Below are 14,718 nucleotides of genomic sequence, written 5' to 3'. Positions count from 1 at the left end.
TTCTTTTTTTATATATTTTAACTTAATAATATGTTATAATATATAAAATGAGGTGGTACTATGATAAAATATGACAATCTTTTTTATATATTAAATGGTGGAGATACTTATAGATTTAATAAGAAACTATTAGCTATATTAGGAGTAGAGCTTTGTTCTCTAGTTACCTATCTAATAGAAAAATCTCTGAGCAGAGAGGAAAAAGATGAGCTTACAGAAGATGGATATTTCAATTTAACAGATACTGATATATGTCTGTATGCAGGACTAGAGGCAGCAAAACTATCAAAAATTAAAAAATCTGGATTGGAGAAAAAACTTTTTGAAATAAAAAGAATAGATGGTAATGATAAAACTTTTTATAAGCCTAATTTAGAAAAGATACTTGAATTGATGATGAGTGAAAAGACAGTATCAGAGCTCTCTTATGAAAGAATTTTTAAAGAGGAAAGAGAGAATGAGAAGTTTACAAAAGAGGATCTAGAAAATTTAACTTTTAGAGATTTAAGAATTTTATGTAAAAAACTCAATGTTTCTTTCAATGGTTCCAATAGAAAAGATGAATTAATAGAGAAAATTTTGAGAAATCAAGAGGTTTTCAACTTACAAATAGGTTTTTAATAGGAGGTGAGTGATATAAGAAAGCTTATAATAAAAATCTTATTTTTGACCTTAACAGTTTTGTCATTTTCCAATGATAAGAGTGTTGAAGATAAGGTAGAAAAATACAATCAATACAAAAAATTAGTAGCTGAAAATAGAGAAAAAGAGATTCAAAGAAATCTACCCTCTCCAGAAGAGATACAACTTTACTACACTGAAGAAAAACTAAAACTTGAGAGAGAAAAACTAGATTATGAGAAGAAATTAGCCTATGAGAGAGCTTTAGCTGAAAGAAGAAGAGATAACCTAATAGATACTATCATAATAGGTGGAGTAGGCTATGGTGGATACAGACTAGGAAGACATCACCACTGGTGGTAAATATAAAGGGGTCAGTTAATTGTTATAACTGACCTCTTATTATTTTATCTTCTATATTTTATATATTTTAATACTTGAATTATAAGTGTTGGAATAAATGCAAGAACATAGATTAGAATTAAATCATTTGTTCCTAAAGGAGCAACTTCAAATATAGAGTGTAAGCTAGTTAACATAAGAACTCCATTCAGTAGCACAAAACCTATTCCAAAAGCTATTAGTGAGAATGGATTACTCATCAATCCCAATCCAAATATTGAGCTATTTCCTCTACAGTTGAATCCATGGAATAATCTTGCTAGACATAGTACAGCAAAAGCCATTGTACTACCTTTTAAAGCATCTTTCATACTTCCAAATCCAAAGTAGAATCCAATGATAACACAAGTAGCAATAAGAAATCCCTCTCCTAAAATTCTCATAGATAATCCCTGAGTCAATATAGGCTCTTTAGGATCTCTTGGTTTATCTTTCAATACCTCTCCCTGTGAGGGTTCCATTCCAATAGCAATAGCTGGTAGACTATCAGTAAGTAAATTTATAAACAATAGATGTACTGGAGCAAAGATTACAGGTAATCCTGCAAACGATGCATAGATAACTGCCAATATAGCTGCTGTATTTCCAGAAAGTAAAAATCTAATTGAATTTTTTATATTAGCATATATATTTCTTCCTGTTGTTATTGCCTTGACTATTGTTGAGAAATTATCGTCAGCCAGTATCATAGATGCTGCATCTTTTGAAACTTCAGTACCAGTAATTCCCATAGCAATTCCTATATCTGCTCTTTTTAGAGCTGGAGCATCATTTACCCCATCACCAGTCATAGCACAGATCTTTCCTAAAGATTGCCAAGCTGTTACAATTCTTATCTTATGCTCTGGAGAAACCCTTGCATAAACTGATGTTTGAGCTACTTTTTCTCTCAATTCCTCGTCAGACATCTTCTCAACATCAATTCCTTCTAAAACATTATCTCCATCTCTATATATTCCAATCTCTTTAGCTATTGTTCTAGCAGTAACCTTGTGATCTCCTGTTATCATCACTGGTTTTATCCCAGCTAATATACACTTCTCTACAGCTTCTTTAGACTCTAATCTCGGTGGATCTATCATTCCAATAAGAGCTACAAATATATATCCTGTTTCATCTTCTAGACTTATCTCTTTTTCAGAGTCTAATATCTTGTAAGCATAAGTTAGCACTCTCAAACCTGTTTCAGCAAACATAGTATTTATATTTTCTATCTCTTTTTTGTCATTTGCATTGATCTCTTTGATCTCATTTCCATGCATAATAGAGTTTACTCTTGGAAGTAGTGAATCTAATGCTCCCTTTGTAAACATAACAATTTTTCCATCTATCTTATGAACTGTACTCATAAGTTTTCTATCTGAATCAAATGGAATCTCAGATATACGTGGATATCTTTCCTTTAACTCTTTATAGTTAAAATTATAATTTTCAGCTAAATTGATAAGTGCTATCTCTGTAGGATCTCCTACCTCATTTGTAGCATCATTACAAAGTATACTCTCCTTCAATACCAAATTTTCTGTCTCTCTCTTTGAATCTAAACCATTCTCTTCCAATACTCTTCCATTTACATACACTTTTTTTACAGTCATCTTATTTTGAGTCAATGTTCCTGTTTTATCAGAACATATAACACCTACACAACCTAAGGCTTCTACTGATTTTAAATTTTTTATAATTGCATTCTCTTTAGAAAGCTTCTGTGTACCAATAGCAAGAACTATAGTTACAATTGAACTAAGAGCCTCTGGAATAGCTGCTACTGCTAGAGCTACAGCAAACATCAAGGAATCTAACACATTTACACCATGGAATAGATTTATCATAAAAATCAAACCACACAATACAATAATTCCAATTGATAATTTTTTTCCAAAATTATCCAATGAAACTTGAAGTGGTGTTGTCTTCTCTTTAGTATCTTTCAATAACTTAGCTATTTTTCCAAGTTCAGTATTCATACCTGTAGAAGTTACCAATACTACTCCTCTACCATAACTTACCAAACTTCCAGAAAATATCATATTTTTCTGATCCCCTAAAGCTAGATTATCTGCCACAATCACATCACTTTTTTTCTCTATTCCCTCTGATTCTCCAGTAAGTGAACTCTCATTAACAAGGAGTGAAAAACTATCTATAACTCTACCATCAACTGGTACTAGATCTCCAGCCTCTATAAAGATGATATCTCCAGGAACTATCTCCTCTGAAGAAAGCTCTCTCTTTTCTCCATCTCTTAATACCTTTGTCTTAGGAGATGAGAGATTTTTCAAGCTATTTATAGATTCTTCAGCTTTAATATGTTGAATTGTTCCAAGTATAGCATTGATTACTATTACTGTTAAAATAACAATTGTACTCTCTATATTACCAGATACTGCTGAAATAATTGAAGCTATGATAAGAATAATTACTAAAAAATCCTTAAACTGTGATAAAAAAACAACAAGATTACTCACTTTTTCATCTTCATTCAACTGATTTTTTCCATATTTTTTAATTCTCTCTTGAGCCTCTGTTGTTGTAAGACCATCCTCTGTCACTTGAAACTCCTTAAAAATTTCATCTTTTGATTTTGAAAAATAATTTTTCATAAATCCTCCTTCTACTTTTTTGTTCCTATTTTCCTTATCCATTCTCTAATAAAAAAAGACTTTTAATATAGAGCAAAAACTCTATATTAAAAGTCTTGTTACCCATTAGGTATACAGTACCAGAGAACCCGTGGTTTCGTGATGTTGATACTATATTTTCAACTACTCCCTTTCAATATAAGAAAGATATTATTAACTTTTACAGTATGATATTATCATAACTTTATCTAAAAGTCAATATTTTATTTTCTATCTTCCCCAAGTGTCAGTATTTTTATTCCAAGAAGCTGCTATTTCAACCTCTTCCTCTGTTAAATAGTTCTCCTCTTTAGCTAACTCTAATAAAGCTGTAAAGTTTGATAAAGATTCCCATTTAATATTTTTTTCTGCAAAGTTTTTATAAGCTTTATCAAATTCATAAGAGAATATAGAAACTACTTCTACCTCTGATGCTCCCTCATTTCTTGCAGCTTCAACAGCTTTGATTGAACTTCCACCAGTAGAGATTAAATCCTCAATAACTATTACTTTCTTACCTTGGAAATCTGCTCCTTCAATCTGTCTTCCTGCTCCGTGAGCTTTCTTTTCTCCTCTTATATAACTCATTGGTTTATTCATAGCCATAGCTATAAATGCTGCCCAAGGAATTCCTGCTGTAGCTGTTCCTGCTACTACATCAAACTCTTTCTCAGATAATTTTTTTACAAACTCATCAACTACTACTTGTCTTTCAACTGGATATCCAATCATCTTTCTATTGTCACAATAAATAGGACTTTTAATTCCTGATACAAATGTAAATGGCTCTTTTACATTTAATTTTACTGCTCCTGTTCCTAATAATGATTTTGCTACATCTTTTGCTCTACTCATAATACTTAATTTCCCTCCCATATTTTCCATAAAATTGTTTATTTAAATATATTATTTGACCTCTTAATAGTGTTGCAAAAACGCTACCACCCTTATTAAATGATTCATAAGGAGTCCAGCTCGCCTTACTTATAACTGTTTCATCTTTTATAGGTGATTTGTCCTCTCTATCCACTATAACCAAGTCAGCATCATAACCAACTTCTATTTTTCCTTTATTCTCTATCTTAAATATCTTAGCTGGATTTTCACACATAACTTCAATCAATCTTTTTAAGCTTATCTTACCTTCATCTACACCTCTTAGCATCATCTCAAGAGAGTTTTCTATTCCAGGTATACCAAAAGTCAATTTTGCTAATTTTTCCTCTATCAAGTGCGGTGCGTGATCTGTTCCTATTGTATCAATAGTTCCATCTGCCAATGCTCTCCATAGCTCCTCATTATCCTCTTTACTCTTTAGCTCTGGCTTCATTCTTAAAAGCATTGTATTTCTTTCACTAGATTTTACATCATCTTCATTTAAGAAAAGGTGGTGTGGTGTTACCTCTCCAAACACTTTTAATCCCCTTGCTTTTGCTTCCCTTAACATCTTAGCTTCACTAGCTTTAGATAGGTGGCATAAGTATAGTGGCTTATCATACTTTTCACAAAGCTCAAGAGCTTTAGCTACCATCTCTTCCTCTGCGTGAACTGATACTATTTTTGATTCCTTAAATATGTTTTCAATAGTTTGATTTTCAGTTATCAACATATCTCCAGTTGACATATTTAAAAATATCTTTGTTGACGCTACTTCATCAACAATTTTTTTAATCTCTTCACTGTTATCATTTCTACTTCCACCAAAATTAAACCCATAATCCACATATGATTTTCCAACCATCATATTTTTCTTATCCTTTAATATTTTTGAAGTAATAACTGCTGGAACAGTATTTGGCATATCAATAAAAGTGGTCACTCCACCCTTAGCACACGCCATACTTCCAGTCATAAAATCCTCTTTTTGAGTAAGTCCAGGATCTCTCATATGACAATGAGCATCTATGATTCCCGGGATTACAAGTTTTCCCTCTGCATCTAGTATTTCAACATTTCCTACAATATTAGGAGCTATCTCTATAATTTTTCCATCTGCTATCAATATATCTGTAATTTCTTCCTTACCATCAATTAAGATTCTACAGTTTTTTATTAACATAGACCTGCCTCTTTCATTCCTTCTAAGATTTCTGCCTCAATTAATTCTGCCGCTTTTGCTGGATCTTCATTTTTAGTTATTGGTCTTCCAACCACTAAGAAGTCGCATCCATTTATTATTGCATCTTTTGGAGTCATTATTCTCTCTTGATCATTAGTTGCTGCCCACTTAGGTCTCACTCCTGGACAAACAGTTTTAAACTCTTTTCCACAAGTCTCTTTTATAAGTTTTGCTTCCCAAGGAGAACATACTACTCCATCTAATCCAGATGTTTTTACTAATTTTGCCCAGTTTAAAGCTAACTCTGCCAATGATAATTTAGATTGGAAAGTCTCTTCCACATCTTCAGCTGATAAACTTGTAAGAACTGTTACACCTATTACTAAGTTCTCCTCATTTACCTTCTTAACCTCTTCAGCCACTTTAGACATCATTTTCTTTCCACCACTTGCATGTACATTGAACATAAATACATTTTGCTTAGCAGCAAACACAGATGCCATTGCTGTCGTATTTGGAATATCATGGAATTTAAGGTCTAAGAAAACCTTCTTTCCCTTAGCTGAAAGATACTCTATTATCTCTCCCTTTGAGTTTAAGAAAAGTTCTAATCCAACTTTATAAAAAGTTGCTCCCTCTCCTATTTTCTCAACTAACTCTTTAGCTTGATCTGCTGTTGGAAAATCTAAAGCTATTATCATTCTATCCTTTGCTGTATACATAAATCAATCTCCTTTTTACTACTTAATCTATATTCTATAACCACTATCTATGAGCTATTCCCACTAACTCATTTATATTTTCTATTCCATTCTCTTCACAATATTTTTGTAATCCCTGCTCAATCTCCACAGCTAACATAGGATTTGAGAATATTGCTGATCCTATTGATACCATAGAAGCTCCTGCCATTATAAACTCAAGAGCATCCTCTACACATGAGATTCCACCCATACCAATTATTGGAATATTTACAGCTTTATATACTTGATATACCATTCTTACTGCCACTGGTTTTACTGCTGGACCTGAGAATCCTCCAAAAGTATTTCCCAATACAGGTTTTTTAGTTCTAATATCTATTACCATTCCTAGTAGAGTATTTATAAGTGAAACTGCATCTGCTCCATTTTCCTCTACTATTTTAGCTATACTTGCTATATCTGTTACATTTGGAGATAATTTTACAACTAATGGTTTTGATGTAACTTTTCTTACTTCTCTTGTTACTCTTGCTGCAACCTCTGGATTAGCACCAAAAGCCATCCCTCCATCTTTTACATTTGGACAAGAGATATTTAATTCAACTACAGCTATTTCTGGAATCTTATCAACTCTTTTAGCTATCTCTACATACTCTTCCACTGTTTTTCCATTAATATTAGCAATTATATTAGTTGTAATTCCATTAGCTTTCATATCTGGTAAAATATGTGATTCAAAATAATCTATTCCTGGATTTTCTAATCCAACACAGTTTAACATTCCTGCAGGAGTCTCAGCTATTCTAGTTCCATAGTTTCCATCTCTTGGCTCTACAGTAAGCCCTTTTATCCCTATCCCACCAAGGATATTAGGATCAAAATACTCTTTATACTCAAGTCCAAATCCAAAGCAACCAGATGATGTCACTATAGGATTCTTAAAATCTACACCTAAAAATTTAGTTTGTAATCTGTTCATCTTTTCCTCCAATAAATTAGTTTCCACAACAAGTTTCAGTTTTTTCTAAAACAGGATCAAAATCTACAATAGTTTCAGAATCAAATACAGGTCCATCATGACAAACCTTTTTCATTCCAACTTTAGTTTTTATAGAACAACCTACACAAGCTTTTACTCCACAAGCCATTCTAGCCTCTAATGATATCTCACATTTTGTGCTATATTTTTTAGCAGTTTTAGCTACAGCTTCCATCATTTTTTGAGGTCCACAAGTAAATACCATATCAAATTTCTTGTCTTTCATCAGTTCTTCCATCTTAACTATTACATTTCCCTTTGTTCCAACCGATCCATCATCTGTTGTAATATGAGTCTCTATTCCATCTAAAGAGAAATTAGACATTATCTCCATAGCAACTCCATCTCTTCCACCAGCTATAAAAGTAACTTTATTGCTCTTAGATAGGGCTTCAATAAGTAATTTCATAGGAGCCATTCCCATTCCACCACCTACTACTAATAACTCTTGATCTTTCATATCAGTAGAAAATCCTGTTCCTAAAGGACCTTGAATATTTATTATCTCTCCAACTTTCATAAAAGCTAGATCCTTTGTTCCTCCACCCTTTACTTCATAATAGAACTCAAGCTCTCTTTTTTCCTTGTCAACATAGTGTAAACTTATTGGTCTTTTTAAAAAATAAAATCCATTTTTACATTGTAACATATAAAACTGTCCTGCTTTTGCTGGATCAATTGTCTTGTCCCCTCTAACTCTCATAAGATAGTTATGTCCAGCAACTAATCTATTTTCTAAAATTTCACAATTTTCTAAAAACATTTCTCCTCCCAATATTTATATATAAATTAATTAATTATTTTATCTCTTTTCCACAGTAGTAACAGAACTTTCCAAAATCCTTAACTACTACTTTATTTCCTGTCTCTTCAAAATGTGTTACACACTTAGGATTTTTACAAACAGATAAAAAGTGCTCTTCTATCTCATCTTCGCTCTCTTTAGTAGGAGCTTTTGACTCTTTTAATCCCATTGCTAAAGCATACATAGCCTCTCTTGTAGGAACACCATTTGCAGCTTGTTTAAAATATAGAGCGTGTTTTGTATCATCTAAATCAATGTTGATCTCGTCAACTCTAGGAAGTGGATGAAGTATTATCATATGCTCTTGGCACTTATTTAAAATTGTATCTCTTGATATTTTATATACTCCACTTACTTTGTTATACTCCTCTATATCATCAAATCTCTCTTTTTGAATTCTAGTCATATATAGTACATCTATCTCATTTAAAACTTCTTCATATTCAGAGCAGATATGATATTTCATTCCCTTCTGATCTAGCTCCTTTGTAATATATTCAGGAATCTGTATAGATTCTGGTGCCACAAAGTAGAACTCACCATTGAACATCTCCAAGGCTTTTGTTAAAGAGTGTACTGTTCTTCCATATTTTAAATCTCCAACAAAGGCGATCTTAATATTTTCTATTCTTCCCAACTCTTTTTTTATTGTAAATAAGTCTAAAAGTGTCTGACTTGGATGCTCATTTGATCCATCTCCAGCATTTATAACAGGATTTTTAGAAACTTCAGAAGCAAATTTTGCTGCCCCTTCTATATGGTGTCTCATCACAATTATATCTGAATAAGCTTCTACCATTTTAACTGTATCTCTCAGCGATTCACCTTTTTTTAGTGAAGTAGCATCTGGAGAATCAAATCCTAACACTTGAGCTCCCAATCTATATGCTGCTGATGTAAAAGATAATCTAGTTCTAGTTGAAGGTTCAAAGAAAAGGCTTCCTACAATCTTCCCTTTAGCTAACTCTGGTTCTGCTTTTTGTGAAAGTTCATTAGCAACTTCTAGTACCTCTAATATTTCCTCTTTTGTTAAATCTTTAATAGATATGAAATCCTTCATTTCTACTCCCTCCTGTTTAAATTAGACAAGCATAAAAAAAGGAATGTAGCTGTTTAAAAAACAGCGTTCATTCCTTTAATATCTATGTTTACAATATAATTTTTAAAAAATATAAAATAATTAGAAAATAAAACAGAAATAGAGTATACTTTTTTAAATTTATCTATGAAATATCTCATCACTATTCCTCCTTACTTTCTACATATATCTTTGCTATTCTATCATACTTTTCATATTTTTTCAAGTAAGAATTTTAAGAATATTATTTTTTTTATTAATCTTTTAAAACAGTGATTAACTCCTTCTTATATTCATCTAGATTATCAATAAGTTTATCTATCTGCTCTTTAGAAAGTTTTACTGTTTTATCAGTAGTTGGTACATTTTCAAAGCTTTTATCTATCTCAACATTTGTAACTGGGAACATATAGTTTTTCTCACTCATAATCTTTTGGAAATCATCTGACAAGATTCTCTCCATAAATTTTTTAGCTCCCTCTTTTACCTCTTTTTTATTTACAAGAGCTCCTCCCTCTTGATACATAAAGCTTCCCTCTTCCAATAAGAAACTATCGTATTTAGCTGAATCCTCTCCTGTAAAGAATAGATTACTTGTTGCATATCCTATCATCATTGGAGCCTCTCCAGATGAGAACTTAGCAAAAGCCTCACTCCAACCTGGTTCTACACTATAAACAGCTGGTTTTAACTCCTTCCAAAACTCTATCCAATTATCTCCATATAGAGCCACACTCCATTGTAAAGCCTCTTCTCCTGTAATAGATACCTTTGGATTCTCTACCATAAGTTTTTTACTCATCTCTCCAAGCTCTTTTAGATTTTTAGGTGGATTTTTTATCTGCTCTTTGTTATAGTTTATAGCTAATAATCCATAATCTAAAGGTGTTACATAATTGCTGTTCATTTTAAATTTTTCATTAGTTATATTCCCTATATTTTTAGGTGTATATGGCAGAATTAGATTATCCCTTCTAGCCATTTCAGTTGTAAGTTCAGTAAGTCCTACTACTACGTCAGCTTTAGGATTCTTTTTCTCCAATTTCAATCTTCCAACTATTCCATCTATAGCTATAAATTTTATTGTATCTCCTGTTTCCTTTTGAAATACACTTCCATATTTTTTCTCTATCCACTTCATAGAGCTAGGTCCATAGACAGTTATCTCTTCAGCACTAACTATTGTTGTTGCTCCTAAAATCAAACTACATAATAAAATCTTTTTCATTTTTTCCTCCTCATTATTTAATATATTATACTACAACTCCTATTATTTTGCAAAAAATGTAACCTATTTTACTATCCCTTTAAGCTTAAAATATGGTAGATTATTTTGAAATTCAACCTCACTCTCAACTCTATATACTTCTCTTACTAGCTTTGGAGTGAGTACCTCTCCAGTGACCCCTTCAGCATATTTTTTCCCATCTTTTAATACTAAGACTCTATCACTGTATTGAGATGCTTGATTTAGATCATGAAGAACCATAACTATAGTTATATTTAGCTCCCTATTTAGCTCCCTCACTAACTCCATTATCTCAAATTGATGACATATATCTAAATATGTAGTTGGTTCATCTAGGAGTAAGACTGGTGTTTTTTGAGCAAGTACCATAGCTATCCAAACTTTTTGTCTCTCTCCTCCAGATAGACTCATAACCTTTCTATCTTTAAACTTCTCTATCTTACACATTTGCATTGCCCAAGCAACTATCTCATCATCCTCTTTATTCAACACTTCATACCATCTCTTATGAGGCATTCTCCCATACTTTATAAAAGCTTCCACAGTTATGTCATCTGGAATCTCATTATTTTGAGATACAAAAGCAAGTTTTTTAGCAAACTCCTTACTCTTTATGTTATGAATAATCTCACCTTCCAATGATATTGTTCCATTTTTATAAGGTATAACTCTCGATATAGCCTTTAGTAGAGTAGATTTTCCACAACCGTTAGTACCTAGTATACTCAATATCTCCCCTTTTTTTATAGTGAGATCAATCCCCTTAATAACCATATTTTTTTCATAAGCTATCTCTATATTTTCTCCATTTATTATGTACATATCAATCCCCTGTCTTTCTTAGTAAATATAGGAAAAATGGCACTCCAATTACAGCCATTACTATCCCAGCTGGAATCTCAATAGGAGCAAAGAGTGTCCTTGAAATTGTATCTGCCAACACTAAAACAATAGCTCCTAATATTGAGGAAAATGGAAGTAGATAAAGATGATCAGATCCTATTATCATTCTTGCCATATGTGGAACTATCAAGCCCACAAACCCTATCAACCCAACATTTGCAACTGATATCCCCGTTAAAAAACAGGCAAAAAGAGATAGTTTCAATCTCTTTCTTGGAATATTAAAACCTAAGTTAATAGCAAAGTTATCCCCCAGTTGCAGGATATTAGCATCTCTTATCAATGTCATAGCCCCAGCTATTCCTACTACTGTATAGGGGAGAATCCCATATACATGATTCCAATTCTTTCCATTCAAGCTCCCATTTAGCCAAGAGAGTACCCCTTGTATCTCATCACTAAAAAGTATGAACATAAGTCCTGTAATACTTCCCAATATAGAGTTTACTGCCACTCCAGCCAAAATAACTCTCAGAGGTTTTAATCCCTTCTTCCAAGCTAATAAAAATACTAAAGCACAGGCTAAAGCTCCCCCTATAAATGCTGTCAGATTCATAAATAGCATTGCATTTGGAAAAATTATCATAACAATCAAAGCTGAAACACTAGCACCTGCTGAAACTCCTGTCAATCCTGGATCTGCCAATGGATTTTTCATAACTGCTTGTAAAAGTACCCCAGCCAAAGAGAGATTACAACCAACCATCAAGGCTATTAATATTCTAGGAATACGAATATCCCAGAGTATTGATTTTAATATCTCATTGTTGTAACCCTTGATAAAAAGAGCCTTAATTATCTCTTGCAATTCAAAATTAACACTCCCAAATCTCACAGAAAATAGAGAGATCATAACTAAAATTAGCATTGAAAATAAAATAATAAAAGTTTTTCTATTCACCATAGACATATCTATATAACTCCTCTAAAGCATCAATTGAATTAACTCCAGCACTCATTCTAAACAGTGTTGGATCAATTATATGGATAGCATCATTCTTGTAAGCAGTAGTCAATTTCCATATAGAATTTGTTTTAAAGCTCTCTTTAAAAACCTCTCCATTCTTAGTTTTGCTATTTGGCATTATCAAAATAATATCTGGATTTAAAAGTACTAACTGCTCTAGACTAAATGGAACAGATTTTTTATCTGTGGAGTTTTTATCTAATGAAGTAACCACGTTTTCACAGTTTATCTTCTCTATAAGCTCCTCTAAAAAATGTTGCTTTCCAGTCATAAAGAAACTCTCTCCATTCCCATAGATGATTGCAATTTTTTTCCCTTGCTGTTTACTTGCCTTCTCTATTAAGATACTCTCTCTTCTGTCCCAATCATTTAGTATCTCTTTGGCTCTCTCCTCTCTATGAAACGCTCTTCCCAAAATCTCAACTGCCTCTTTGGATTGTGCATAAGTTTCAACTTCCATATAAAAACTTGGTATATTTAGCATATCGTATTTAGGCTTGATATTATTCTTAGAAAATAGTGTAGCTACAACTAGGTCTGTCCCTAAAGATTTTACTTTTTCTAAATCTGGCATTCCTGATTTTCCTATTCTCTCACTCTTATCATATCTTTTAGGAATCCTTGTAGATGAGTTTGGTACTCCCACTAAATCTATCTGTAAAGCATCAAAAAATCTTGATAAAATTGCTGAATCTGTTATAACTTTTTTAGGTGTATAATCAAGCTTCAACTCCTCATTTCCCTGTTTAATATAAAAACTCTCCTCCCCTAATGCAATAAAGGCTGTAAGTATAAATATACATATTATTTTTAAACTCTTCATCTTTAACATCTCCTATTTATCATTAATCATATAAATTCTATTATTTAATTTATCCTTTGTCAATCATAATTTATTGTTTTACATTTTATAACATTCACTATTGACTTTTTAAAATAAACATAGTATATTGATATTAGAACAAAATATTGTTTTAAGGTTCTCTTTAGAGATTAATTGGGAAGAGAGGTTTATTCCTCCACGGTCCCGCCACTGTGTTACTGATGAACGGTAAAGATACCACTGAGCAATTGGGAAGGTTTACCTAGTAAGTTGAAGTTAAGTCAGGAGACCAGCCTTATACGTTATTTAATATCTTGCGAGGACAAGGATATTACTCTATCAATAGAGCAATTTACCTGTCCCCCAAAAAAAGTGGGGATTTTTTTGCCCCTAAATTAATTAGGAGGAATTTTATGAGAACAATTACAAAACTATTTTTAAGCTCAATGCTATTAGTTAATGGAGCTGTGGCATTAGCACATTCAGATGGAGGATTTGTGGACAAAGATTTTTTTGATGGAATGAAAAAAGATGATAAGGCTGCTATCTTAATGGTACACTTTGGTACTACTTTTGATGACACTAGAGCTTTAACTATTGATAGAATCAATGACAAAGTTAAAAAAGAATTTAAAAATGTAGATGTTAAAGAAGCTTATACTTCTAGAATTATTATGAGAAGATTAAAAGATAGAGGAATTGTAAAATTAAACCCTCAAGAGGTTTTAGATCAATTAAAAGCTGAAGGATATACTCATATCTTAGTACAAGGTACTAACGTTATGAATGGAGTAGAGAGTGAAAACTTAAGTAAAGAGATCGCTTCTTACAGTGATTCATTTAAAGATATTAGAGTTGGTGCTCCTCTATTAACTGATCACCATGACTATGAGAACGTTGCAAAAGCTATTGCTAAAAAAATCGGTCCTCTTAAAAAAGATCAAGGTGTAGTATTAGTAGGACACGGAACACCTCACTTTGGTGGATCTGCTTATGCAATGATGGATTATGTATTCTCTGCTGAAGGATATGACAACTATGCTGTTGGTACTGTAGAAGGATACCCAGAGTTTGATAATGTTGTTAAAAAATTAAAAGATAGAGGAATAAAAGATGTTATCCTTATGCCATTTATGTTTGTTGCTGGAGATCACGCTAGAAATGATATAGCTGGTGAATGGAATGAAGAGCTACAAAAAGCTGGATTCACTGTATCTAAAGTTATGTTAATGGGACTTGGACAAAACGAAGATATCCAAAATATCTATGTTGACCACTTAAAATTTGTAAGTCACCATGAGAAAGAGGATATGGCTGCTAAAAAAGTTCAATATTCTAATGATAAAGACTAATTAGATTTTAGTAAAAGATTTAAGGGGCTGTTGCAAACTTAATAGCCATATGTTTTAAAATTAGCTAAAGAGATTTTTTAATCTCTTTGGCTTTTTTC

General features: G+C 32.2%; 15 protein-coding genes and 1 riboswitch. Of the genes, 3 read left to right on the top strand and 12 right to left on the bottom strand.

Annotated elements, in window-relative coordinates:
* Positions 1-60: 60 nt before the first annotated feature.
* Together ABNK64_RS09065 and ABNK64_RS09060 are read left to right on the top strand one after the other, a co-directional pair.
* A complete protein-coding gene (locus ABNK64_RS09065) occupies positions 61-621 on the top strand; it encodes a Rho termination factor N-terminal domain-containing protein (RefSeq protein ID WP_300391317.1) in 561 nt (186 codons plus the stop codon).
* 6 nt (positions 622-627) lie between these two features.
* Positions 628-984 carry a hypothetical protein gene (locus ABNK64_RS09060; RefSeq protein WP_300395557.1) on the top strand — a complete coding sequence of 119 codons (357 nt, stop codon included), beginning with the start codon at positions 628-630 and terminating at the stop codon, positions 982-984.
* A 44-nt stretch (positions 985-1,028) separates the two neighbouring features.
* Here the strand turns inward: ABNK64_RS09060 and ABNK64_RS09055 are convergent, their stop codons facing one another.
* The 12 genes from ABNK64_RS09055 to ABNK64_RS09000 form a co-directional block, all read right to left on the bottom strand.
* On the bottom strand, positions 1,029-3,623 hold the full coding sequence (locus tag ABNK64_RS09055; RefSeq protein ID WP_349764171.1) for a cation-translocating P-type ATPase: 2,595 nt from the start codon (positions 3,621-3,623) through the stop codon (positions 1,029-1,031).
* Positions 3,624-3,872: 249 nt separating this feature from the next.
* Entirely contained in the window at positions 3,873-4,496 is a 624-nt protein-coding gene (gene pyrE, locus ABNK64_RS09050; RefSeq protein ID WP_349764170.1) for an orotate phosphoribosyltransferase, read from the bottom strand.
* Entirely contained in the window at positions 4,489-5,700 is a 1,212-nt protein-coding gene (locus ABNK64_RS09045; RefSeq protein ID WP_349764169.1) for a dihydroorotase, read from the bottom strand. The genes pyrE and ABNK64_RS09045 overlap by 8 nt, the downstream gene beginning before the upstream one ends.
* A complete protein-coding gene (pyrF, locus tag ABNK64_RS09040; protein ID WP_291255540.1) occupies positions 5,694-6,422 on the bottom strand; it encodes an orotidine-5'-phosphate decarboxylase in 729 nt (242 codons plus the stop codon). Before pyrF ends, ABNK64_RS09045 begins: the two co-directional genes overlap by 7 nt.
* Before the next feature lie 43 nt (positions 6,423-6,465).
* On the bottom strand, positions 6,466-7,383 hold the full coding sequence (locus ABNK64_RS09035) for a dihydroorotate dehydrogenase (RefSeq protein ID WP_291259349.1): 918 nt from the start codon (positions 7,381-7,383) through the stop codon (positions 6,466-6,468).
* 16 nt (positions 7,384-7,399) lie between these two features.
* Positions 7,400-8,206 (bottom strand): dihydroorotate dehydrogenase electron transfer subunit, encoded by an 807-nt coding sequence (locus ABNK64_RS09030; protein ID WP_349764168.1) that lies wholly within the window; start codon positions 8,204-8,206, stop codon positions 7,400-7,402.
* Positions 8,207-8,240: 34 nt separating this feature from the next.
* Positions 8,241-9,308, bottom strand: coding sequence for an aspartate carbamoyltransferase (gene pyrB / locus ABNK64_RS09025; protein WP_349764167.1), 1,068 nt, complete (start codon positions 9,306-9,308; stop codon positions 8,241-8,243).
* A gap of 53 nt (positions 9,309-9,361) precedes the next feature.
* A complete protein-coding gene (locus ABNK64_RS09020; protein ID WP_349764166.1) occupies positions 9,362-9,487 on the bottom strand; it encodes a hypothetical protein in 126 nt (41 codons plus the stop codon).
* Positions 9,488-9,582: 95 nt separating this feature from the next.
* Entirely contained in the window at positions 9,583-10,554 is a 972-nt protein-coding gene (locus ABNK64_RS09015) for a thiamine ABC transporter substrate-binding protein (protein ID WP_349764165.1), read from the bottom strand.
* A 63-nt stretch (positions 10,555-10,617) separates the two neighbouring features.
* On the bottom strand, positions 10,618-11,397 hold the full coding sequence (locus ABNK64_RS09010; RefSeq protein ID WP_291259784.1) for an ABC transporter ATP-binding protein: 780 nt from the start codon (positions 11,395-11,397) through the stop codon (positions 10,618-10,620).
* Between the two features lies 1 nt (position 11,398).
* Positions 11,399-12,388, bottom strand: coding sequence for a FecCD family ABC transporter permease (locus tag ABNK64_RS09005; protein WP_349764164.1), 990 nt, complete (start codon positions 12,386-12,388; stop codon positions 11,399-11,401).
* Positions 12,372-13,268 carry an ABC transporter substrate-binding protein gene (locus ABNK64_RS09000; protein ID WP_349764163.1) on the bottom strand — a complete coding sequence of 299 codons (897 nt, stop codon included), beginning with the start codon at positions 13,266-13,268 and terminating at the stop codon, positions 12,372-12,374. The genes ABNK64_RS09005 and ABNK64_RS09000 overlap by 17 nt, the downstream gene beginning before the upstream one ends.
* 137 nt (positions 13,269-13,405) lie before the next feature.
* Positions 13,406-13,580: riboswitch (cobalamin riboswitch) on the top strand.
* 101 nt (positions 13,581-13,681) lie between these two features.
* Here ABNK64_RS09000 and ABNK64_RS08995 point away from each other — a divergent pair.
* Complete coding sequence (locus tag ABNK64_RS08995; protein WP_349764162.1) at positions 13,682-14,620, top strand: sirohydrochlorin cobaltochelatase; 939 nt, start codon at positions 13,682-13,684, stop codon at positions 14,618-14,620.
* The last annotated feature ends 98 nt before the right edge of the window (positions 14,621-14,718 follow it).

The organism is Fusobacterium sp. SYSU M8D902, from assembly GCF_040199715.1.
In the GTDB taxonomy this organism is placed as follows: Bacteria; Fusobacteriota; Fusobacteriia; order Fusobacteriales; family Fusobacteriaceae; genus Fusobacterium_A.
The sequence above is the reverse complement of the archived record's forward strand: the minus strand, read 5'-3'. Positions and strand labels throughout refer to the sequence as shown.

What these genes read in the sequence shown, in the direction of transcription:
- ABNK64_RS09065 (WP_300391317.1), top strand. Translation starts at nt 61, where the DNA reads ATGATAAAATATGACAATCTTTTTTATATATTAAATGGTGGAGATACT.
- ABNK64_RS09055 (WP_349764171.1), bottom strand. Translation starts at nt 3,623, where the DNA reads ATGAAAAATTATTTTTCAAAATCAAAAGATGAAATTTTTAAGGAGTTT.
- pyrE (WP_349764170.1), bottom strand. Translation starts at nt 4,496, where the DNA reads ATGAGTAGAGCAAAAGATGTAGCAAAATCATTATTAGGAACAGGAGCA.
- ABNK64_RS09045 (WP_349764169.1), bottom strand. Translation starts at nt 5,700, where the DNA reads ATGTTAATAAAAAACTGTAGAATCTTAATTGATGGTAAGGAAGAAATT.
- pyrF (WP_291255540.1), bottom strand. Translation starts at nt 6,422, where the DNA reads ATGTATACAGCAAAGGATAGAATGATAATAGCTTTAGATTTTCCAACA.
- ABNK64_RS09035 (WP_291259349.1), bottom strand. Translation starts at nt 7,383, where the DNA reads ATGAACAGATTACAAACTAAATTTTTAGGTGTAGATTTTAAGAATCCT.
- ABNK64_RS09030 (WP_349764168.1), bottom strand. Translation starts at nt 8,206, where the DNA reads ATGTTTTTAGAAAATTGTGAAATTTTAGAAAATAGATTAGTTGCTGGA.
- pyrB (WP_349764167.1), bottom strand. Translation starts at nt 9,308, where the DNA reads ATGAAGGATTTCATATCTATTAAAGATTTAACAAAAGAGGAAATATTA.
- ABNK64_RS09020 (WP_349764166.1), bottom strand. Translation starts at nt 9,487, where the DNA reads ATGAGATATTTCATAGATAAATTTAAAAAAGTATACTCTATTTCTGTT.
- ABNK64_RS09015 (WP_349764165.1), bottom strand. Translation starts at nt 10,554, where the DNA reads ATGAAAAAGATTTTATTATGTAGTTTGATTTTAGGAGCAACAACAATA.
- ABNK64_RS09010 (WP_291259784.1), bottom strand. Translation starts at nt 11,397, where the DNA reads ATGTACATAATAAATGGAGAAAATATAGAGATAGCTTATGAAAAAAAT.
- ABNK64_RS09005 (WP_349764164.1), bottom strand. Translation starts at nt 12,388, where the DNA reads ATGTCTATGGTGAATAGAAAAACTTTTATTATTTTATTTTCAATGCTA.
- ABNK64_RS09000 (WP_349764163.1), bottom strand. Translation starts at nt 13,268, where the DNA reads ATGAAGAGTTTAAAAATAATATGTATATTTATACTTACAGCCTTTATT.
- ABNK64_RS08995 (WP_349764162.1), top strand. Translation starts at nt 13,682, where the DNA reads ATGAGAACAATTACAAAACTATTTTTAAGCTCAATGCTATTAGTTAAT.